This is a genomic window from Clostridiales bacterium, assembly GCA_015243575.1.
Classification (GTDB): Bacteria; Bacillota; Clostridia; order Peptostreptococcales; family Anaerovoracaceae; genus Anoxybacterium; species Anoxybacterium hadale.
On the sequence record CP042469.1, the window covers coordinates 4,781,224 to 4,803,995 of the forward strand.

The following is a 22,772-nucleotide window of genomic DNA, read 5'->3' on the forward strand; positions in this document are numbered from 1 at the left end:
ATATATAATAAAGGTAGCCTTCTGTCAAAAGGGGGTACTCGGATCGGGCGTTAATTTGCCGTCCGGAGTGATCTCGGTGAATGGAGGAAAAGGATTGAATATCAGCAAAATTTACGAGGAATTATTACTACTGATAGATAAAAATAGAATGGTGCTTGATGCACCTATGAAGGAATATACATCTTTTAAAGCAGGCGGGACAGCAGATCTACTGATCATACCTAAAGACAGGGACGAGTTGATGAAAGCACTGGATGTTGTAAGCCGCAGCGGAGTGGAGCATCTTATTATGGGAAATGGCTCCAATTTGCTGGTGAAAGACGGGGGATACCGGGGCGTCATCATTCGAATGGGGGAAGGCTTTCAAGATGTGACAACAGAAGGAAGCCGAATTACCGCAGGCGCAGGAGCGCTTCTTTCTACAGTGGCCCGAGAGGCCTGCAATGCTTCCCTTGCCGGGTTTGAATTCGCATCGGGCATCCCCGGTACCGTAGGTGGTGGAGCATACATGAATGCCGGTGCATATGATGGAGAAATGTCCATGATTATCGAGAGCGCAGAGGTCCTGTCTAAAGACGGATCGCGTATCTTTCGGCTGAGCAAGGATGAACTGGAACTATCGTACCGACACAGCATTTTTCAGAGGACGGGAGATGTTCTGCTGAATGCGTGCTTTCTTTTGAAGGAGGGCGATCAGGAGAAGATCTCAGACCGGATCAAGGAACTTACTGCCAGAAGAACAGAGAAGCAGCCGCTATCCTATCCAAGTGCGGGGAGCTTTTTCAAACGCCCTCCTAACCACTTTGCCGGAAAGTTGATCCAGGATGCGGGTCTGCGCGGGCTGTCTTTGGGAGGCGCGCAGGTATCAGAGCTTCACTCAGGCTTTCTCATCAACAGAGGCGGAGCCACTGCTTCCGATATTGTAAACCTCATGGAAGTGATCCGCAGTACCGTGTTTGAGAACTCCGGCGTACTACTGGAGCCTGAGGTCAGAATTGTTGGAGAAGATTTAAAACGATAGCACGATACCAGTCGATTTTGCGATATAAATTGAATGATGCGATATAGATTGAATGATGCGATATAAACTAACTCGGAAACAAATTGAAAATAAACAGGAGACAAAATTGATGAAGGATCAATCTGAAAATAAATATAGGCTGTCCTATGATCTGCACACCCACACCACCTTTTCCCACGGGAAGGGCTCCATTGAAGATAACGTAAAAGCAGCGGTGGCAAGAGGACTGAAGACCATCGGGATATCGGATCATGGCCCGGGGCACGTTACCTACGGGGTGAAACGGAAGAATATTGCGGTGATGCGGGATGAGATTGATCGGCTGAAGCCATTCTATCCGCAGATCGAAATTCTACTGGGCGTAGAGGCAAATGTAATCAACCCCTCCGGTCGTCTGGACGTATTGCCGGAGGAGCTTGAACATCTGGACTATCTCCTCGCAGGATACCATTTTGGCGTCTTTGGAGAAAAGCCGGTGCAGGCTCTCGGTCTCCATACCAGAAACTTTATACTGACAGGATGGTTTCACAGAAGCACGAAAAAGCAGCTGAAGCATAATACAGATTTGGTGGTTCGAGCGATCTATGAAAATGAGATTAAAATACTGACTCATCCCGGAGACAAGGGCGTATTCGATATCGCCGAAATTGCAGCAGCATGTGCAGCACGGGGTACTCTGATGGAAATCAGTACCTGGCATGACTGGCTTACGGTTGAGGGAATCAAACAAGCTGCAAAATCAGACACTCGATTCGCAATCAGCAGCGATGCGCATACGCCGGATCGTATCGGAGACTGCCTGGGAGCTGTGGAAAGAAGTATCGCTGCGGGTCTGGACCTAGAGCGGATTGAAAATCTAATTGTAAGAGATATTTGATAACTGTAGCAATACAAGAATAGAAGAATGCAGAAGAATAGAGCACCGTATTCAGAAGATGAATACAAAAGATGAAACGAGGTTGAAACAGTGGATGTAATTATCGTAACAGGATTATCGGGAGCTGGAAAAAGCCAGGCAGTCAATTGCATGGAGGATATGGGATACTACTGTATCGATAATCTGCCGCCGGTCTTGATCAAGAATTTTCTTGATCTGATCATGAGAGATAAAGTGTCGATTGAAAAGGCAGCTTTTGTGATCGACATCAGAGGGGGCGAATTTTTTGATGCCCTGAAATCGGGTCTGGTAGAGCTGAATCATGCTGGGGTGAAATATAAAATCATGTTTCTTGAGGCGTCTGACGAAATCCTCATCAGAAGGTTCAATGAAACCCGAAGAACCCATCCACTTGCCTGTGCGGGCAATACCTTAGAAGGGATCACGGCGGAAAAGCAGAGACTTTTGGAAATCAGAAAGATCGCAGATTTCATTATTGATACTTCCAACATGAAGACTGCCCAGCTGAATGAAACCATCAAAAAACTGCTTGGGACAGAAGAATGCGGATCTAGCTTTACCATCAGCGTGCAGTCCTTCGGATACAAAAACGGAATGCCGCTGGATGCGGATATCGTCTTTGATATGAGATTTATACCAAATCCGTACTATTTGAAAAGCATGAAAAAGCTGACCGGTAATAGTGAGAAAGTGAGTAACTATGTGCTCAAATTTCCGGAAGCTCAGGAGTTCCTAAACACAGTTCATGATCTGATCAATCGGCTGATCCCCTTTTACAGCAGGGAGGGCAAATCCCATCTGGTTGTTGCTTTTGGGTGTACCGGCGGACAGCACAGGTCGGTTGCAATGGCAAACGAATTTACAAAAAGACTGCTGGAAGAGGGAAAGCGCGTGATCAAAGTCCACAGGGATCTTTAGCGAAGCGCTGATTCCTTCCGTGCGCATCTCCATAAAATCAGTGCTTCCTTAGAAAAGCACATTCTTAGAAAGGGAAAACAATGATTAATGAGAATTATGCCGGACCGAGAATTGCAGTGATCGGTGGGGGAACCGGCCTATCCGTTATCCTGCGGGGGATGAAGCGTATTACGGATCAACTTACGGCGATTGTAACGGTTGCCGATGACGGGGGCGGATCCGGTGTTTTGAGGGAAGACCTTGGGATGCTTCCTCCCGGAGATATTCGAAGCTGCATCCTTGCCATGGCAGATGAAGAGGGGCTGATGCTCGAGCTTTTGAAATACCGTTTTACAGAAGGAATGTTGGAAGGGCAGAGCTTTGGAAACTTGCTGATTGCAGCACTCAATGGGATTTGCGGCAATTTCGAGGAAGCTGTTGCCAAGACCCATGAAATTTTAAGAGTAAGGGGTCAGGTACTGCCCGTGACCGGTACGGATATCCGGCTGGGCGCAAAGCTTGAAAACGGCGCGCTGGTCTTTGGAGAATCACAGATTCAGCCAGAGGTCCTTCGGCAGGGAAGCCCGATCCAAAAGGTCTTTCTGATACCGGAAAACCCTACTGCCACAAAGGGCGCAATTGAGGCTATACATAACGCAGACATTCTTGTCATGGGTCCGGGGAGCTTGTTTACAAGCATTATTCCCAATTTCCTTGTTGAAGGTGTCGCTGACGCAATAAGGCAGGCTTCAGGCAGAAAGATCCTCATCTGCAACATGATGACCCAGCCCGGCGAAACGGATCACTTCACCGTCTGGGATCATGTTGAAAAAGCCTCCCGCTATCTGGGGGACGGAGTCATTGAATATGTCATCGCAAATAATACGGTGATTGACGAAGAAACGCTGAAACCATACAGTGAGGATGGAGCCGAGCAGATTATACCCACTGCAGAAGATCGATTCAGGCTCAAGGAGTTCGGGATCTCTCTTATCGAGAATAATTTTGCAGAAGTAAAAAAAGGATATATCCGACATGACGCGGATCGAATCGCGAGCGTGCTCTACAGCCTGCTCAGCGACTAGATATACATTTGGGAGCGGGTTCAACTCCGACTATACAAGGAATTTGGACTTGCATTTATTTAATCTAAAGGAGAACAAACAAATGGAAAAACTCATCATCACAGCGGCGATCTGCGGTGCAGAGGTGACAAAGGATCATAATCCTGCAGTCCCCTATACCGTCGAAGAAATCGTCAGGGAGGCAAAATCTGCTTACGATGCTGGAGCATCTGTCATCCATCTTCATGTAAGAGAAGATGACGGTACACCGACGCAGAGCAAGGATAGATTTCAGGTTTGCGTAGAAGCAATTCTGAAAGAATGCCCTGATGTCATTGTACAGCCCTCAACGGGAGGCGCTGTTGGCATGACGGATCTTGAGCGTCTGCAATCAACAGAGATTGTACCTGCACCGGAATTTGCAACTTTGGACTGCGGAACTCTAAACTTCGGCGGAGACGAAATCTTTATCAATACAGATAATACGATTTTCAATTTTGCAAAGATCATGAAAGAAAGAGGCATTAAGCCAGAACTTGAGGTCTTTGATAAGGGAATGATTGATATCGCCATGAAAGCACATAAAAAGGGATTGCTGGTGGAACCGCTGCATTTTGACTTCGTTCTTGGTGTACAGATGACGGCTACCGTCAGAGACCTGGTATTTATGGTGGGCAGTATCCCGGCAGGAAGTACCTGGACCGTTGCGGGGATTGGCCGTCATGAGTTTGAGATGGCTGCTGTTGCAATCATCATGGGCGGCCATGTCAGAGTAGGCTTTGAGGACAACCTTTATCTGGAAAAGGGCGTTCTTGCAAAAAACAACGGGGAACTTGTTGAGAAAGTTGTCAAGCTTGCCAATATTTTGGGAAGAGAAATTGCTACCCCTGCGGAAGCCAGAAGAATCCTCAGCATCAGCAAATAATGAAAGATACTTTCCCTGTTGTAAAACGGCATGGATCAAACTTAACATAGCAATTTACAATACCATAAGATATTACACTGTCACACCTTGCGGGGAACACATCCCCGTAAGGTGTGCCTTATTGACAGGAGCTGCATATGTCGTTTTCCGCAACAACGAAAAATGAAATCGCACGAATTGAATCTGAAAAAAAATGCTGCAAGCTGGCCGAAATTGCCGGTTTTATCCGTATGTGCGGAACGATTAAGCTCTCCGGCGGCGGAAAGATCAATGTGGTGCTATTGACGGAAAATCCTGCCGTAGCAAGGCATTTCAAAAAATTGATCAGAGCTTATTTCGGAACCAATGCTGGGCTGGTCATCGCCAAGACCAACATTCTGAAAAAAAGCCATTATTATGAGCTGACCATCGATTCCGCAATGAATGCAGAACAGATCCTAAGAGAGACGGGAATCCTCATGGTTAGAGAGGGCTGCAACTATATCAGTGACGGAATTTATTCTGACTTAATCAAAACAAAGTGCTGCCGAAAAGCTTATCTGAGAGGGGTTTTTCTGGGAGCAGGAACCATCAGCGATCCTGAGAAAGCATATCATCTGGAAATCGTATGCAACAGCGAAATTCTGAGCAATGATGTGAAAAAGCTGGTCAACAGCTTCGGACTTCATTCCAAATCAGTGGTTCGCAAGAACAGCCATGTTGTCTATCTGAAGGAGGCCGAACAAATTATCGACTTTCTGAATATCCTTGGAGCCCATGGGCAGCTGCTGGATTTTGAAAACGTGCGGATCATGAAGGAAATGCGAAATAAAACCAATCGAATTAACAATTGCGATAGTGCAAATTTAGATAAAACCATAAACGCTTCTGCCAGGCAGATGGATAATATCAGGCTTATAGAAAGCGTCAGAGGACTTGCCTCGCTGCCGGAGAAGCTGCAGGCTGCTGCAGAGCTTCGATTGGAAAACCCGGAGGCATCGCTTATCGAATTAGCGGAGATGATGGACCCTCCCATCGGCAAATCAGGAATCAACCACCGATTTAAAAAACTGGAAGAAATTGCGGAGAAAATACGAGCTGTCCAATCATAATTGCTATGACATACATATTTTCTGCTGGAAAGGAATACTGTAGTTAGGGGTAGTCCGTTTTTTAATATGGTAGTAATATCGTTTTCTATCTATAAAATGGGGCGTGCATTTGCTGTAGACATGTCTCGGATATTCCCTGATTACTATCTATGATATTAGGAGGAAACGTGTATGAGAAAACAAAAGTACAAGGTCATATTGTCTCTTATTGTTATCTTGCTCCTGATTTGCAGTACTCTTACGGCTTTCGCCGCACCGGAAGGCGATGAGTACCCACTGCCTCGGAATGCGGTGCTGTATTCCGAGCTGAAGGATCGGCTGGAGCTGCTAACGGCAAAGAATCCGGCACTTATGAACTATGAGGTAATCGGCCGTTCCTTGGAAGGCAGGGAGCTCTACTTGGTCACAATTTCCGACGAAGAGGGAATGAAAAATCTGGACAAATACAAGGACTTTATGCAGGGTGCTGTCAATTCTCCTGAAAAAGCAAGGCAAGCGCTGAAAAACAGTGATATGCGGATTCCTGTATTCTTTAATGCGAGCATTCACGGCAATGAGACAACTGGAACGGATGGCGTACTGAAGTTGATTGAAAAACTTCTGACGGACAACAGCGCTGAAACAAAACAAATTCTGAAGAACTGTGTGGTTCTGATTAACGTTTGTCAAAACCCCGATGGAAGAGCCTCCGGACATCGTGAGAACGGGTCAGGAACCGACCTGAATCGGGACTATATCACCCAGAGTCAGCCAGAGGTCAAGGCTGTGGTAGATAACATCGCAACCCAGTGGTTTCCGACAGCAATGCTGGATCTGCATGGCTTCATGGGCAGTGACAACGTGCTGCTGGAACCATGTACCATTCCTCATAATCCGAATTATGAATATGATCTTGCTTTAAAATATGCCCTTCCTCATGCAGAGGCCATCGCTTCGGCCATCACAGCTCTGACGAAACGGGATGTGGATATCCCTCTCAAGGTGTGGGAAGATGGCTGGGACGATTATCCTCCGATTTTTACACCTCAGTATTTCATGTACCTCGGTGCCATCGGACATACTCTGGAGGTGAAATTCCCGAACCAGCAGGGCATTAATACCGCATATACTGCATGTTATGCATCTTTAAAATATCTATCGGACAATAAGAACAGTCTGTTGGACAATCAATTCCAGATTTACGAAAGAGGTGTAAAAGGGCTCTCGGTAGAAACGGATATCACGTTCCCAGAGGCTTACGTCATCCCCATGGATGCGGCCATGCAGCAGGATTCTCTGGAAGCGGCAAACATGATCACCCATCTTCTGAACAATAAGGTGGTGGTGAAAAAGGCGGATCAGCCATTTACCGCTGACGGCAGAGAATATCCGGCGGGAACCTATGTCGTTCCCATGAAGCAGGGACTGCGCGGCCTTGCAAATACAATGCTATGGAAGGGTGAAGATGTCAGCGTGCTGGTTGATGCGATGTACGACATTTCTGCCTACTCCTTCCCGCAGCTTTGCGGCTTTGATGCGATTGTTGTCAACAAACCGTTTGCGGCTAATCTGACAGCGGTTAAGGAGGCTGCTGCACCAGCAGGTTCCATGGCAGAGGGGAGCGCTGCTAACTATGCAATTGCGGTTGAAAACAACGATGCATACCGTGCCGTCAATACTCTTGTTAAGGATGGTATTCCGGTTTACAGAATGAGTGCTGCCAGCGGTTCCTATCCAACCGGTACTTTTGTCATTCCGGCAAAGAAAGAAGCAGCTGTGATGCTGCGCCAGCTGGCAGGTCAATACGCAATCAATGTTCAGGGTGTGGATAAGATCGAAGGAAAACTCCTCCCTGTGAAGCTTTCCAAAACAGCAGTTCTGGGAAATGACGGAGGCGTTGCAACCATGATGAAGGAACTCGGTTTTAATGTGACCGCTGTGCCTTATTACAAAATTAACAACGGCTATGACCTTGAAGCGAACGGCTTTACCAATCTGGTCATCAGTGGTACCCAGAGCTATTGGGATGACAGCTATGAGGCGACTGGTGTTACCTGGTCCCTGGACGAAGTCGGGCAGAAGGAGATCATTAATTTTGCCAAGGCTCATGATTTTATCGGCGTAGGCTATGCAGGAGCCAAAGTCAACGAAGCTGCAGGAAAGCTGCAGGCGAAATACAAATTTACCGGCTCAGAGCATGACGGACAGACAGCGGAAAACGGGATCTGCATCATAAATGGAAATCCAGACGATCCAATTACTTATGGATATGGAAATGGCAAGACGGTATTTGCTTATGGTCCGATTTGGTTTGATTCCGTTTCGGATAAGGCTGCGGTAGCGGCAAGCTTCAGCAAAGAGAATCTGTATCTGGCAGGGTTCTGGAAGGATCCAGCGGCAGCTTCGGGCGCTCCTGTCATTCTGCGGGATACAAATGCTGATTACGATGCAGTACTTTTTGGTATTGAACCCACCTTCCGCAGTTACACCCCATCGAGCTTCGGACTCATGGCAAACGCGATGTACTATCTCGGATATGATGAATAGATGCCTATCATAATTAGGCGATTTGATAGAAATGAAAAAAGGTTTGTTGCCGGGCGGTTCTTCTGAACCACCCGGTTTTTTATTGATATACAGCATATTTTTATTGATAAACGATAAAAATATATTGACATACAATAACCTGCTAGATATAATAATCCTGAAATCAGAATCTGATATAAAATCTTTTGATCAAAGGAAAGGAATCTTTAGAATGTGGAATCCCAATAAATCAGTGATTGCTTCATCCGTTTGCACGAAAATTACCATCGGCATTGTCATTGGCATCATACTGACCGCTCCGTATCTGGTAAACGGATATGTGGGCTATGCGGCGAAAGATCCGGCGGTGGTACGGCCGCTGATCGTTACCATCTATGCCTGTGCTGTGCCTGGGCTGATTGCCATGCTGTCTCTCAATAAGCTTCTTGCCAACATCAAGAAGAAAGAGGTTTTCATTGAAAAGAATGTCAAGCTGCTCCGTATGATCTCCTGGTGTAGTTTTGCAGTTTCGGGAATCTTGCTTGCATCGGGTTTCTACTATTTAATGTTTGTGTTTATTGCTTTTGCGGCAGCATTCTTCGGGCTGATTCTCAGGGTTGTGAAGAATGTCATTGAGCAGGCGGTGGCCATCAAAAATGAAAATGATTTTACGATATAGAGAGGGGGACTGGGCATGGCCATTGGGGTAAACCTCGACGTCATCATGGCGAAGAGAAAAATTTCGGCAGGGGAGCTTTCCGATAAAATCGGAATTACGCCGGCAAACCTCTCCATATTGAAAAACAATAAAGCAAAAGCCATCCGGTTTTCCACACTGGAGGAGCTTTGCAAGGTGCTGGACTGCCAGCCGGGGGATATTTTAGAGTATATCAAGGAGGATTAGAAATGAACGGGGAATTATCAGGGGGAACGAACGGAGTTATGAACGAAACAAAGCCGGGGCCAGAGGAGCCCATAAATGGAGAAAAGACGGGGGAAATGAAAGAGCCCCATACGTATTATGGGATTCGAAAGCCCGAGCCCATGCATTTTGAGACAGCGGATATCGTGCTGGCCTTCGGGATGCTTATCATCGGTTTTCTGTATTGGAATCTCATCCGGATTGACAGCCTGGGGCTTGGTGTAACCTTGTTTGCCGCAGTTTTATGGGGGGCGGCATCAGTATACTTCCGGATCAGCGGCATCAAGCAGACGCGAGCAGGTCTTCTGGCTTCCGGTGTCTTTCTCTTGTCTGCTGTGAATTTTGTTCTATTTGATATCACATTGATCAAGGGGCTTAACTTTATTTTTATATCGCTGGCCTTTGTGTTTTGGGTGCTGGTCACAGCGGGAAAACGCCTGGAAGAAAAGATATCACTGTATGCCATCAGTGATATGTTCTATCAGCTTCTTGTGATTCCCTTCACCAATTTTTCGGGCTGCTTTTCCGGAATCCGGCAGGTGTTTGCAAAGAGCAAAAGAGGAAAAGGGGTTTTGAGCGGCATTCTAGGAATTCTGATCTTTCTGCCTGTTCTGGTGATGGTAATTACCTTGCTGAGCAGCGCAGATGCTGCATTTGAGGGCATTATTGATCATATTCGGTTTTCTGTTTCGGAGAATCTATTTGAATATCTGTTTCAGATCATTCTGGGATTGCCGGTGGCCTGCTATCTTTATGGTATGCTCTATGGAAACCGCTATCAGAGAAATACCGGGAACGTTACACTGGAATCCGTTAACAAAAATCTGGATTTTTTCCGGTTTGCGCCAGGTGTTACCGTCTATTCTGCAATGACAGCATTGAATCTAATTTACCTTGTTTTCTTTCTGGCCCAGGCGTCCTATCTATTCTCTGCATTTGAAGGCAGCCTGCCTCAAACAATGACTTACGCAGAATATGCCCGGAGGGGATTTTTTGAACTCTGCGCAGTCTCCGCCATCAATCTGGCGGTCATTGCCGGGGCTCACTTGATCGCAAAGCGTGACAGGGTCAAGGTCTTGCGGGGAGAGACCATCGCTTTATGTATCTTTACCATTGCACTTCTTGCTACTGCAATGAGTAAAATGGGGATGTACATCAGCTATTACGGGCTGACGCAGCTGCGCGTTTACACCAGCTGGTTTATGGTTCTGCTGCTTGCATTCTTTATCATCATTCTGCTGCGCCAGTTCAAAAGTTTTCAGGGCACCCAGGCAGCGCTTGTCAGCTTTCTGATATTATTCATGGTGCTATGCTATGGGAATATTGACGGCCTCATTGCAAAATATAATATTGAACGGTATCAGGCGGGTACACTGGAGTCTGTTGATTTGGAATCGATGTCATATCTGTCGGATGCGGCAGTACCGGAACTTTATAGGCTCTATCAGGAAACTGAGGATGAGGGTTTCAAGAAGGACATTAAAGCTGCAATCCTGGGGAATCTGTATGAGGAGCACAGCGGATCGGTGGCTGCAGTCTCCTTCCGGGATTTTAATCTTCAGTCATACCAGGCTGACGCGATTAGAAACACACTGACTGAGGCAGGAGCAAATTAGAGCGTGTCTGAAAATAACGATTGAATACAGCATCGGTTGACTATGGTACTACTGGTCTTTTCCAGGCTCGCTTCTACGGGCAGCCGATGCGATAAGGAGAACGATATTATGAATGCATTATGGAATCCTGGAAGCTTGGTTTTCGGTCTGATCGCTTGGGGACTGCCAGTTTTCGCTCTGTTGCGGGACAACAAGGCAGGACGCAAGAATTGGTCTATGCTTTGTGCATTGAGTATCAGTGCCTGTTCACTGGCGATGAAACTGCAGCTGAATGAAGTGAAATACAGGGTGGATATGGAGGACTGGTCTGCGCTTGCAGACACATCCGGCGCTGTAGCCACGGTATCCTCCATTCTTTTTACCGTCACCATTGTTCTGAATGCCATCGTCTTTTTCGTATATTACGAAGCAAATAGGAAAAAGGATTATCCTTAGGCTCTTCCTTTTTTCTCTTTTTTTATCCGGACAAGGGGTATATAATGGAGATGAATCAGTACGTTAAGAGCGGCTGAAACCGGAAGTTGCGGTCTATGGCCGCGATGGAAATTCCGGTAGAGAGGAGTCTTCATGATTGAGCATAAAAATTTAATCCGGGTCATCTATGCGGACACTGACGCAATGGGCGTTGTGTATCATACAAATTATATCAAGTGGTTTGAGGCAGGCAGGTCAGAGCTTCTGCGCAGTATCGGTTATCCTTATTCCCAGCTGGAGGAGGAGGGCGTCATGCTTCCCGTGGCAGAATGCAGCTGCAAGTATAAGCTGCCTGCGGTCTATGATGATCTGCTTGAAGTCACATCAAGGATCTCTGAGCTAAAAGCCGCTACGATTACGCTGGATTATGAGATAAGAAGAGCGGCCACCGGCGAGTTGCTGGTGACAGGATGGACAAAGCATGCAATTACGGATCATTCCTTCAAACCGGTACGGCTGAGAAATAAGAACCGGGCACTGTACGATAGAATTATAGAGGGATAGATTCGGGAAAATTAGCAAGATAGATTGAAAAAATATAGCAAGGTAGATTGGCAAAATATAACGAGATAGATGGGCAAACAGCAAGATAGATTGGCAATTTATTAGGAAGGGCAGAATCAGCATAATTTTGGGAAGGTAGGTTCTGAAGATGGATATCCTAACACTTTTTGACAAAAGCGTCGAATTTCACGGACATCGGTGTCCCGGTCTTGCAATCGGCGTCAGAGCGGCGGCAGAAGCCCGGCGCATTCTTGAGATGGAACATTCCAAAGATGAGGAAATCGTCTGCGTAACGGAAAACGACGCCTGCGGTGTGGATGGGATTCAGGTAATCCTTGGCTGCAGCGCCGGAAAGGGTAATCTGATCTTCCGCATCAGAGGAAAGCAAGCCTTTTCCTTTTTCAACAGAAAAACAGGAAAGCATACGCGTCTTGTTTTGAAGCAGCTGCCTCAGATGGAAAACAGAGAAGAAAAACAAAATTATATTCTGACGGCACCATTTGAAGAGGTATTCGAGATGAAAGAGCCGCATTATTCTTTGCCGGAGGAAGCAAGGCTGTTCCAATCCATTGCCTGTGAGCGCTGCGGCGAGAAGACCGCCGAACCGTATATCCGCCTGGAAGAAGGGGAGAAGGTCTGTTTGGACTGCTTCCGGGAGTATCACAGAATGTAAGCTATAAGAATAAAAAGGTCAAGAAATGAGTATATAAATATTTGCAGGAAGGGAATGTGGGCTGCGATCATAAAATTGATTGCTTGAAAAGATGAGGATAAAGATATGAAATTGATAGATTCGAAAGGATGGGGGATAAGGATATGAAATTGATTGCTGTGAACGGAAGTCCGAGAAAAAACGGAAATACGGCAGTGCTTCTTCGAAATGCAATGCGTGGTGCTGAGGAAAATGGGGCAGAGACAGAACTTATTCATCTGTATGATCTGAATTTCAAGGGATGTATAAGCTGCTTCGCCTGCAAACGAAAAGGAAACCAATGCAACGGGGTCTGTGCGGTGAAGGATGGACTAAGAGAAGTACTTGAGAAAATCATTAATTGTGATGCCTTGCTGCTGGGATCTCCGATTTATTTTAGTAATGTTACGGGTGAGATGCGATCCTTTCTGGAACGGCTGTTCTTTCCGAATCTCTCTTATGATGAGGGGAAACTATCCGTATGTCCCAGTTCGATCAACTCAGCCTTTCTTTACACCATGAATGTCCCTGAGGAGCAAATGAAGCAGATAAATTACGAAGCCCTGTTCAAGCAGAATCAATTTCTGCTGCAGGTTTTAAATGGCAGCTCGGAGATCTTGCTTAGCCATGATACGTATCAATTTGATGACTATTCCAAGTATGATGCATCAAAATTTCATGAACCCCACAAGGCTAAGGTCAAAGAAGAGCAGTTTCCTGCTGATTGCCGGAACGCCTTTGAATTAGGGCTTCGGCTGACAAAGTAACGCTGATCCAGAAAAGTTGGAGTTTATCACAAATCAATTTTGTAATAAGGATCATCACAAAAAAGCACACGTCAGGGATTTTCAATCATCCCAGATGTGTGCTTTCTTGATTGCATATGCTCGATGGTACTGAGCGGCTAGCACAGTAAACTAATTCTCCCTGCCAACCGTGTATGCGCTTGAGATCCAGGCTAGATGGTTTAAGGGGTTGCGCTATCGTGCTTATCTAAATAAAAGGTATGAGCTCCCCAGGATTCGATTCAGCGCTGCCAAAGGCTGCTGCTTCGATCAATGTCTTTGTATAACTATTTTTCGCTGATTCAAAAATTTGGCGGGTAGTACCGTGTTCCACCACACGGCCCTCATTCATAACGTATACCCTCCCTGCAATCATTCGCAAAACAGATAAATCATGGGTGATAAAAAGTATCGCAAGACAGCGCTCCCGGCGGAGTTTCTCCAGCATATTCAAGATCTGATTTTGAACGACGACATCCAGTGCTGATACCGATTCATCGCAGATCAGCAAATCTGGGCGGGGGGCTAACGCCCGTGCAATTGCTACTCTTTGCCGCTGGCCTCCTGATAATTTTGCAGGCTTTCGGTCCAGGAGCTCTTTGGGCACTTCTGCTAAGGAAATCAATGCTTCAAGCTCGCTGAGAGGCCGATTGGAAGCTTTCAACGCAGATTCTAAAATATATCGGATGGTATGGGCAGGGTTTAGGGATGCATAGGGATCCTGAAAGACGATCTGGGCACGATTCGTTCCAAAGTATTTCACGGAGCCGGAATCAGCCTTCGTTAAGCCTACAAGACATCGTGCCAGCGTTGTTTTGCCTGAGCCGGACTGCCCGACGATGCCTACGCATTCGCCTGCGCACACGTCAATACTGACATCCGTCAGAGCGTTAACGGAGCCGAACTGCTTATTCAGGTTTATTGCCCTAAGCAGGGTATCACCGCCTGAATGAGAATCGGAGAAGGATTTCACCTGCAGAAATCGATCTGCTTCGATGAGCTCTTTTGCAGCTTCCGAACGGGGCTGTTCCGTTATCTTGAGAGCAGAACCCTCTTCTACGATTTTTCCATTCTCCATAACCAGAACGCGGTCGCATCTTGTTTTTGCAAGCCTAATATTGTGTGTGATGATGATCAGAGGCATTGCGCGAACGCTGCGGATGGAATCAATCAGGTCGAGAATTTCCTTTTGGGTGATCACATCCAGTGCGGTGGTTGCCTCATCTGCGATCAGAAGCCGAGGCTGGGTGGCAAGGGATGCAGCGATTACGATTCTCTGACGCTGACCGCCCGACAATTCGAACGGATATCTGTCTGCGGCATCTGCCGGCAAGCCAACTTCTTTTAGGGCAGATACAATATCAAAAGCAGCTTTTTTCTGTTTTGGTACGCCGTCCAAAATTTGTTTGCCGCATTTTTTCAATGGATCAAGGGCCGTGAATGGATCTTGCATTACCATACTGATGGCACTGCCTCTTATTTTTGCCCACTGCTTTTCTCGAGCATCGAGTGGAATGCTTTGTTCGTCTATTCGGTAATCTCCCAATGGCTTAGCCTGATTTGGAAGCAGACCGATCAGGGAGCGCATCATCATCGTTTTGCCGGAGCCTGATTGTCCGACGATACCGACACTTTCGCTGCCTCCCAGCTTGAAGTCAATGCCTTTTAATACCTCGTTTCCGCTGATTTGCACCCGTAAGCCGCTGATCTCTATTTTAATTGTCATCGAAACCGCCCCTTTCAAGAAGATAGCTGCCAATCAGATTAATGGAAACAGCAGTTACAATAATGATGATACCAGCAGAGAGGGACATTGCGGGGTTTTGTGATAGCAGCTCACGTCCGTCGGAGAGCTGACGTCCCCAATCCGCTTCTTTCGGGCCAACTCCAAGCCCTAAGAACGACAGGGAGGACATACTCATCAAGCCGTAAGCGATGTTTAGAAAGAAATTTACAAGGATCACCATCGCTATATTCGGGAAAATATGCTTTGCTAAAATATTAATGGTGCTTAGATTCAGCATTTTTGTCGATTCAATATAAGGTTTGGATTTTTGCTGTATCACCGCCGAGCGCACCAAACGAATATCAAAGGGGGAATACAGGATAATCATAACCAGGACGCTGACCCAGTATCCTCCGCCGATAATGGCTGCGGCAACAATGGCCAGTAGCATGGATGGCATAGACAGTGTTAAATCAGCATAGGCGGATACGATTTTATCCCAAAAGCCGCCGAACCAACCTGCGGTACTTCCCAGGACGAGGCCGATGATCAAAGAACCTGCTGCTATGCATAACGGCCCTATCATTGCGCTGTCAGTGCCTGCAATGAGCAGTTTCAAAACATCACGACCCAGGGCATCGGTGCCCAGAAGATGCCCCGCCGAACCGGCGGGCAGCTTGGCGTTTTGAATATCCAGGCTTAAAGCATCCGGCGCAAAAAGTGAGGGGAAAGCCATCCAAAGGACGATGATCAGCAAAACCAAGACCGATAACATGATCCTGACTGGCGGAAGCTTGAATTTTTCTACATTGATTGTGTTTTCCATTTCAGCTTACCCCCTTTGCTTTTTTATCGTTGCTCTGTGTCCTGTGGATTGTTGGATTAAAGAAATAAACTAAAATATCAACAAACGCGGATGTCAGGCAGATGATTCCCCCCAGCATGAGGGCGATAAACTGCACGACAGGAACATCCCGGAAGGTAACCGATGTGGTTAGCAGCACACCAAGCCCCGGGATTGAAAAGACATTTTCAATCAGAACAGTTGCGCCGAAAAGACTTGCCAGGACAAGCCCTGTGCTTGTTAAAACAGGTGCCGAGGCATTTTTCAGCTGAGAAAACACGATCTTCCTTGTGGGGATTGCCCGTGCACGCATAAATACAGCATAATCACTGGACACTTCCTTCAGCATGGCAGAGCGGGTGATTTTAATCAGCAGTGCAGAAACTCCTATGGTCAATGTGATTGCAGGCAAAATTAAGTGCCACAAAACATCGATCAAATTGCCCTCCTCACCGATGCCGTACATAGGAAAGATCCCAAACTGATAAGAGAAGACATAGAGCAGCACAAGCCCCAACGCAAAGCTGGGCGAGCAGGTGCCTACGATCGATGAAATGTCGATGATTCTATCAGTGAGTCTGCCCTTTGTGCGCGCTGACACCACACCCAGTCCAACACCGATGATGATGCTAAGCAGCAGGGATAACCCAACAAGCTGAAACGTAACAGCGGCATGAGGCGCGATATAGTCTACAACAGGGTAGCCCGCCTTAATAGAGTTGCCAAACTCAAGGGAAACCGCATCATGAACCCATCTTGTGTACTGGGTTAAAAATGGATCGTTTAGATGGTACTGTTCACGGATTTTACTCAGCAGCTCAGGGGTAACTTTTTTTGCACCCACAAGGGAGCGGGCAGGATCGCCGGGAGCGATATACAGCAGTGAAAAAATCACAAAAGACATAACCACCAACGAAACAAGGCACTCGAACAGACGTTTTGCTATAAATCTTGTTTTACTCATATACTGTCATCCTAGTTCATCTTCTTATAGGAACACACTTCCCGGCAGTTTTATTTTCTGCCAGGAAGTGCATCGGTTGATTCTAGTTCTATTATGTAGCCAATATCGTAAACGATATTGGCTGAGGTTACTTTTATTATGTGTTATTTTGCAAAGCGAAAGTTTTTGGGCCAGTTTTGGGACAGGAAGGTGTATGACGTGAAATTGTCAACTTCAATGGAGCTGTTGTAGGCAACTGCGGCTTCGCCCCACCAAATGGGTGCGTAAATTGCCTGTTCCTGTGCGATGTCAATGCCCTTCAACAAATCGTCAAGACCTTCCTCGGAGGATTTTTCATAAACCGCCTGCAAGTAAGGCTGAACGGATTGATCTGTCCAGTTTGCGGGGTTTGTGCCTTGGCCGGTTGTATCGAGAAACCATATTGCGATTTCCGCTGGGTCCAGCGTCGGCGGGCGGTAATCCATCCAGTCAATTCCCTTTGTACCAGAACCCATTTCGTTCAGCCACTGTTCCACAGGAATTTCCTGAACATCAACTGTAATACCAATTTCTTTCAGGGAATCGGCAATGACTAAGGAAGCTTTGCCCAAATCCTGATTGCTGTCGGGATAATAGATCGTAGTAGAGAAGGGTGCTGCGCCTGATAGGGCGAACTCCTCTTTGGCTTTTTCCATGTTATAGTCATAATGGGTAAGCGCTTTCAGCTTTTCTCTTGCATCATCTGCAGAGAGAACCGTTGCAAACTGCTCGGGCGCTGTGAATGCTGTTGCTTTTTCGGGGTAGCCGTCTTTGATGCTGTCGATAATTCCCTGGGAATCAATGGCGTAGGCAACCGCTTTACGAACGTGCTCGTTATCAAAGGGTTTTACGGTTAAATCAAAGGTCAAACCCACGTAGGAACGATCTTTATAGGTTTGGACTTTCGCACCGCTTACCGACTGATAATCACCGACCTGGCTGATGGGGATATCAAAGGCAAAGTCAACGTCGCCCTGCTTGAAGGCAAGAAGACGGGTTTGGTTGTCAGAGATGAAGTCGATTCTTACTTTTTTTACTTCCGGTGTGCCGCCCCACCAGGTGTCGGTGGCTTCCAATGTTACATGGGAGCCGGGAGAGAACTCAGCAACTTTATATGGACCTGATCCGAGCAGAAGATCCTTAGCAGAGCCAATTGCTTCTGCTTGTTCCGCCCATTCTTTCTTCGTTACAAACAAGCCGCCGTTATTGGATATGGACCAGATAAAGTTTGACTGCGCATGGGGCAGTGTGATCTTTAAAGTGGATTCATCAACCTTTTCTGTCGTAAAGCCTTCCGGATAGAAATAAGCGATGGAAGGAGACTGCTCAGGGTCGGCGCTGCGCTCAATTGAATATATAATGTCATCAATTGTAACGGGTGAGCCGTCGGAGAATTTAGCGTCTTTTCTCAGCTTGAAGGTCCAAACGGTGGAATTCTCATCCTCCCAGCTTTCCGCCAGCGCGGGATGAATTTTTCCATCCTCACCAATGGCCACTAGCCCTTCGTTGACGATCTGCTGAATGTAATACTGGATGACTGAGCCCTCCTGTCCTGCTTCCAGCAGGTTGATGGAGTCTGGTACGGCAATGACCAGTGTTTTATCTTTTGCCGCATCAGTGCCTGGAGCGTCTGAATTTCCGCAAGCAGAGAGGCTGATGAGCGTGAAGATTAAAACGATCACCGCAACCGTGCGAGTAAGTGATCTGAGGGTAAGTAATTTGTTTTGTCTTTTCATTTCTATTACCGTCCTTTTCTATGAATTCTTGTACGCAGTGCTTTTCATTGTTGCTGCAACATCGCTATGTAGTGGAATAAGTTCATATACACCAGTAAAAACATAGTATTCATATATGATATAATATATTGTTTTATTATATGGCTCGAATACCGAATTTGTCAAGTGGTTTGCAAGTATTTTTGAGAGGCAGCCCGACTTTTGTAAAACCTTTTCATAAGGTATTTATATTGTATTTATGTTTGGAAAGTGATGATTATTTCCTTGCGCACCATCTGGTCAGCTATTTTTTTCATTAAGCGGTGCCGTGTTTCTTGACAACGCCTCGCCATAATGCTACAATTCATATAAACATATATGATAACTATGATATTTATGAGGTAACATATCTATGAATGATCGTATCTTTAATACCTTTAAAGCCCTTACTGCCATTGATAGCCCATCCCGCGGAGAACGGAATCTGTGCGATGAATTAAAACAACGCTTAACCCTTCTAGGTGCAGAGCTTTATGAGGACCGTGCCGGTGAGCAGGTCGGCGGTGACTGTGGTAATTTATACGCATTCATAAAGGGTGCAGGGGAGCCGGTGCTGCTTTCAGCGCATATGGACACTGTCGAGCCCTCAAGGGGGAAAAGAGCGATTCTGCACGAAGATGGTTCTATCACCTCCGCTGGAGATACGGTTTTGGGCGCAGATGATATCGCGGGTGTTACAATCATTCTTGAAGCGATTACAAGGATAAAGGAGCAGGGAATTCCCCATCGCTCCGTTGAACTGCTTTTTCCTGTCGCAGAGGAAATTTACTGCGGCGGATCAAAATATGCCGAATATGACAGGATTACCGCAAAACAAGCATATATTCTCGATCTAAATGGTGAAATTGGGGAGGCAGCCTACGCAGCTCCCACTATATTATCTTTTGACATTCAAATTACGGGCAGGGCAGCCCACGCGGGCTTTGCTCCAGCTGATGGGATAAACGCCATTGCCGCTGCAGCGTCGGCTATTTCTGAAATAAAGCAGGGGACGCGAAGCGATAAAGCGACCCTCAACATCGGTAAAATTTCAGGAGGTATCCAGGGCAATATTGTTCCTGATTTGTGCGAGATAACTGGTGAAATCAGGAGTTTATCTCACGAAAATGCACTTTCCTTGTGGAGTGAGACTCAAAAAATATTTGTCCACCATGCGAAAGCCATTGGAGCTGAGATAAAAACTGACCATCGGTGTACCATTACTGCATATGAAACGCCCATGGAAAGCAGAACCGTTTTGGATTTCCAGAAAGCGTGCAATGCCGTAAATATAAAGAGCAGCATTCATTCAACAATGGGTGGTTCGGACAACAATAACTTCGCTCTTCATGGTATTGAGGGGCTTGTGATAGCCAATGCAATGAGAAACATTCACTCTACCAGCGAGAGTACCAGCATTCATGACATGGAAACGTGTGTTGAACTGATCATGGAAATTTTGAAAATCAATCATTGGAAAGAATAGGTGATATCATGAAAAATCCGTTGCACTACCAGCTTACCGAATACGATTGCGGACCCACTGCTATTTTAAATGCCATCAGCTTTTTATTTTCCAGGGAGGAAATTCATCCCGATATTCTGCGTTACTGCTATACATATACCCTGGATTGTTATAATTCAAAAGGAGAGCACGGAAAAAAGGGTACATCGAAAATGGCAATGATTTTTTTATCCAGCTGGCTCACCCAATACGGTAAGGTGAAGAATATGCCTATTGAATGCGAATTTCTAGCCGGTGATGATGTCCGTATCGACCAGAACAGCCGTATCGTCGAAGCGCTTCGGCAGGGCGGTGCGGTGGTTGTTCGGCTTCACTATGATGTGGGACATTATGTAACCTTAACCGGAATTGAGGGTGACTCGGTACTGATGTTTGATCCATACTACCGAAAGCGGCCCTTTGTAAAAGCGGGTATCAAGATGATTGATGGGAAGCCATGCGAATACAACCGTGTGGTGGATCTTTCGGTTTTCAGCAGCGGAAACCGCCAGCCCTATTCTCTCGAAATTCCGGCAAAGCGTGAGGCGGTGCTGATGTTTAACTCCAAGACCCGCAAGCCCGGCAAGCCAATTGAAAACCCCATAGAGTATTACTTATAATACAATTCTTAGCGCCAAAGTCTAAACACGGATGAAAGACGTCAACCGGTGCGTGCGCATGTACCGCGGCCAGTGGATTCAAGGTGATAAAAAACGGCTAACCCTATCACAGGGCTTAGCCGTTTTCTTAATCATATCCGCAAATCTTATTTGTATGATCCTTAACATAATATAATATGAGTTTTGGGATCGAAAGGTTCCAGTTTAGTTTTCTAAGATTTCTCCATTGGTGGTGAGGGTGACAACCTGCCATGGAATCATCTTGCCGCTGTTTCTCAGTGCAGTCACTGCTGCATTTTGAATGCCTCCGCAGCATGGAACTTCCATTCTGACTACAGTGAGACTCTTGATGTTGTTGTTCGCAAGAATCGCAGTCAGCTTTTCGGAGTAGTCTCCTTCATCCAGCTTCGGGCAACCGATGATGGTGATTTTGTTCTTCATAAACTGGTTATGGAAGTTTGCGTAAGCATAAGCTGCACAGTCTGCTGCAATCAGAAGGTTGGCTCCGTCAAAATATGGTGCGTTGACAGGAACCAGCTTAATCTGTACCGGCCACTGCTGCAGCTGAGATTCCAGCTGAGCCGGAGCTGCTGCTCCGTGGCTTGCTGATGCTGATCCATGTGCTGCCGCTGGTGCTGATGCGTGAGCGGCAGGGGTTGCCTGTGAAGCTCCGCTGGCTGAACCTGCATGTTGCGCGCCGTTGGCTGCTGAACCTGCTTCTGCGCTTCTTTTCAGCATTCTTGACATACTTCCCGGGCAGCCTGCGAAGGGTACTTCCGGTTTGTGCTGCGGATGATCATGATGAGGCGTATGTGCTTGCATTTTTTTCATGTTTTCTGCAACGGCAGCTTCATCAAAGGCAGCAGCTTCCCGTTCTACGAAGGTGATAGCTCCTGTGGGACAGGCAGGAAGACAATTGCCCAGACCGTCACAGTAGTCATCTCTTATCAGCTCCGCTTTTCCGTCGATCATAGCGATTGCTCCTTCGTGGCATGCACTGACACAAAGTCCGCAGCCGTTACATTTTTCTTTTTCAATATTTATAATAGTTCTGATCATCTTTCATTCCTCCATTATTTCACGATCTGCGTATCATTTCGCTGCAGATTTCTTTGAATCCGTCACTGCAATGCAGATGCTTTCCAATCTATCGTTTCATGTTTTCTTTGCTTTTATGGTTTAAGTATAGTAGAATCATACTATAAGTATCGTTGCATTTGCAACAGAGAGGTGATTTTTTTGAAACATAATATAAAAATTTTGATGAATTCCTCTTTATTTCAGGGGGTTTCCGAACAGGATCTTGAGGCAATGCTCAGCTGTCTCGGCGCCAACGAGCGCAAATACAAGAAGAACGATATTATCCTTCTTGCAGGAACCAGAGTAACTTCTGTCGGTATCGTTGCAGAAGGAAACGCGCAGATTACCCGTGAAGACGCAGAGGGAAACAGAGCAATCCTGTCAGAGCTTATGAAAGCAGATCTCTTTGCGGAAGCCTATGTGGCAGCGGGTTCGGCGGAAATTCCGGTAACGGTCATCGCAACCTCAGACTGCCGTATTATTTGGATTCCATTTCATAAAATCGTCGGAGCCTGCAGCACGGCCTGCGGTTTTCACCGCACCCTCATTGAGAACATGATGCGGGTCATTGCGGTAAAAAATATAATGATGAATGAAAAGATGCGGGTTCTCGCCTGCAAAACAACAAAGGAAAAGCTGATGACCTATCTTTCCGATTATTCGGAGCGAACAGGGAAGAATAAATTTAAAATTCCTTTCTCCAGAAATGAGCTGGCGGACTATCTCAGCGTAGACCGCAGCGCCATGTCCCGTGAACTGAGCAGACTCAGGGACGAGGGGTATTTGGAATACCATAAAAACGAATTTATTTTAACGAACCGCTGATTCATTCTGTGCGCCCATCTGCGCACAGAATATTAAATCAGGGA

At 46.4% G+C, this 22,772-nt stretch carries 22 protein-coding genes; 17 read left to right on the forward strand and 5 right to left on the reverse strand.

The window, feature by feature from the left end; translation table 11 throughout:
- Positions 1-94: 94 nt before the first annotated feature.
- From murB to FRZ06_21010, 14 genes are all read left to right on the forward strand, one after another.
- Complete coding sequence (gene murB, locus FRZ06_20945; GenBank protein QOX65640.1) at positions 95-1,021, forward strand: UDP-N-acetylmuramate dehydrogenase; 927 nt, start codon at positions 95-97, stop codon at positions 1,019-1,021.
- Positions 1,022-1,073: 52 nt separating this feature from the next.
- Positions 1,074-1,898: a PHP domain-containing protein gene (locus tag FRZ06_20950; GenBank protein QOX65641.1), complete on the forward strand. Its 825-nt coding sequence runs from the start codon at positions 1,074-1,076 to the stop codon at positions 1,896-1,898.
- A 90-nt stretch (positions 1,899-1,988) separates the two neighbouring features.
- Complete coding sequence (gene rapZ / locus FRZ06_20955; protein ID QOX65642.1) at positions 1,989-2,837, forward strand: RNase adapter RapZ; 849 nt, start codon at positions 1,989-1,991, stop codon at positions 2,835-2,837.
- 80 nt (positions 2,838-2,917) lie between these two features.
- Positions 2,918-3,901: a YvcK family protein gene (locus tag FRZ06_20960; GenBank protein QOX65643.1), complete on the forward strand. Its 984-nt coding sequence runs from the start codon at positions 2,918-2,920 to the stop codon at positions 3,899-3,901.
- A gap of 82 nt (positions 3,902-3,983) precedes the next feature.
- Positions 3,984-4,805, forward strand: coding sequence for a 3-keto-5-aminohexanoate cleavage protein (locus FRZ06_20965; protein ID QOX65644.1), 822 nt, complete (start codon positions 3,984-3,986; stop codon positions 4,803-4,805).
- Positions 4,806-4,942: 137 nt separating this feature from the next.
- Positions 4,943-5,896, forward strand: a complete 954-nt coding sequence (gene whiA, locus FRZ06_20970) for a DNA-binding protein WhiA (GenBank protein QOX65645.1) — start codon at positions 4,943-4,945, stop codon at positions 5,894-5,896.
- Positions 5,897-6,067: 171 nt separating this feature from the next.
- Complete coding sequence (locus FRZ06_20975; protein QOX65646.1) at positions 6,068-8,422, forward strand: hypothetical protein; 2,355 nt, start codon at positions 6,068-6,070, stop codon at positions 8,420-8,422.
- Positions 8,423-8,633: 211 nt separating this feature from the next.
- Positions 8,634-9,080 carry a DUF2975 domain-containing protein gene (locus FRZ06_20980; protein QOX65647.1) on the forward strand — a complete coding sequence of 149 codons (447 nt, stop codon included), beginning with the start codon at positions 8,634-8,636 and terminating at the stop codon, positions 9,078-9,080.
- 15 nt (positions 9,081-9,095) lie between these two features.
- Positions 9,096-9,305: a helix-turn-helix transcriptional regulator gene (locus tag FRZ06_20985; GenBank protein QOX65648.1), complete on the forward strand. Its 210-nt coding sequence runs from the start codon at positions 9,096-9,098 to the stop codon at positions 9,303-9,305.
- A 140-nt stretch (positions 9,306-9,445) separates the two neighbouring features.
- Entirely contained in the window at positions 9,446-10,939 is a 1,494-nt protein-coding gene (locus FRZ06_20990; protein ID QOX66034.1) for a DUF4173 domain-containing protein, read from the forward strand.
- Positions 10,940-11,044: 105 nt separating this feature from the next.
- Positions 11,045-11,374, forward strand: coding sequence for a hypothetical protein (locus FRZ06_20995; GenBank protein ID QOX66035.1), 330 nt, complete (start codon positions 11,045-11,047; stop codon positions 11,372-11,374).
- Positions 11,375-11,506: 132 nt separating this feature from the next.
- A complete protein-coding gene (locus FRZ06_21000; protein QOX65649.1) occupies positions 11,507-11,917 on the forward strand; it encodes an acyl-CoA thioesterase in 411 nt (136 codons plus the stop codon).
- 148 nt (positions 11,918-12,065) lie between these two features.
- Positions 12,066-12,590, forward strand: coding sequence for a formylmethanofuran dehydrogenase (locus FRZ06_21005; GenBank protein QOX65650.1), 525 nt, complete (start codon positions 12,066-12,068; stop codon positions 12,588-12,590).
- 143 nt (positions 12,591-12,733) lie between these two features.
- On the forward strand, positions 12,734-13,375 hold the full coding sequence (locus tag FRZ06_21010) for a flavodoxin family protein (protein QOX65651.1): 642 nt from the start codon (positions 12,734-12,736) through the stop codon (positions 13,373-13,375).
- 226 nt (positions 13,376-13,601) lie between these two features.
- Here the strand turns inward: FRZ06_21010 and FRZ06_21015 are convergent, their stop codons facing one another.
- From FRZ06_21015 to FRZ06_21030, 4 genes are all read right to left on the reverse strand, one after another.
- On the reverse strand, positions 13,602-15,119 hold the full coding sequence (locus FRZ06_21015; protein QOX65652.1) for an ABC transporter ATP-binding protein: 1,518 nt from the start codon (positions 15,117-15,119) through the stop codon (positions 13,602-13,604).
- Positions 15,109-15,945, reverse strand: coding sequence for an ABC transporter permease (locus FRZ06_21020; GenBank protein QOX65653.1), 837 nt, complete (start codon positions 15,943-15,945; stop codon positions 15,109-15,111). Before FRZ06_21020 ends, FRZ06_21015 begins: the two co-directional genes overlap by 11 nt.
- A 1-nt stretch (position 15,946) precedes the next feature.
- Positions 15,947-16,927 carry an ABC transporter permease gene (locus tag FRZ06_21025; GenBank protein QOX65654.1) on the reverse strand — a complete coding sequence of 327 codons (981 nt, stop codon included), beginning with the start codon at positions 16,925-16,927 and terminating at the stop codon, positions 15,947-15,949.
- Positions 16,928-17,070: 143 nt separating this feature from the next.
- Positions 17,071-18,681 (reverse strand): ABC transporter substrate-binding protein, encoded by a 1,611-nt coding sequence (locus FRZ06_21030; protein ID QOX65655.1) that lies wholly within the window; start codon positions 18,679-18,681, stop codon positions 17,071-17,073.
- A gap of 391 nt (positions 18,682-19,072) precedes the next feature.
- Between FRZ06_21030 and FRZ06_21035 the strand changes: the two genes are divergently transcribed.
- On the forward strand, positions 19,073-20,185 hold the full coding sequence (locus FRZ06_21035) for a M20/M25/M40 family metallo-hydrolase (protein ID QOX65656.1): 1,113 nt from the start codon (positions 19,073-19,075) through the stop codon (positions 20,183-20,185).
- Between the two features lie 8 nt (positions 20,186-20,193).
- The gene (locus FRZ06_21040) at positions 20,194-20,823 is read left to right on the forward strand and encodes a peptidase C39 (protein ID QOX65657.1); all 630 of its coding nucleotides are present in this window, start codon (positions 20,194-20,196) and stop codon (positions 20,821-20,823) included.
- Positions 20,824-21,027: 204 nt separating this feature from the next.
- Here FRZ06_21040 and FRZ06_21045 read toward each other — a convergent pair whose 3' ends face one another.
- A complete protein-coding gene (locus FRZ06_21045; GenBank protein ID QOX65658.1) occupies positions 21,028-21,882 on the reverse strand; it encodes a 4Fe-4S dicluster domain-containing protein in 855 nt (284 codons plus the stop codon).
- A gap of 180 nt (positions 21,883-22,062) precedes the next feature.
- On the opposite strand from FRZ06_21045, the gene FRZ06_21050 reads away from it, so the two are divergent.
- Positions 22,063-22,728 carry a Crp/Fnr family transcriptional regulator gene (locus tag FRZ06_21050; protein ID QOX65659.1) on the forward strand — a complete coding sequence of 222 codons (666 nt, stop codon included), beginning with the start codon at positions 22,063-22,065 and terminating at the stop codon, positions 22,726-22,728.
- Positions 22,729-22,772 lie beyond the last annotated feature (44 nt).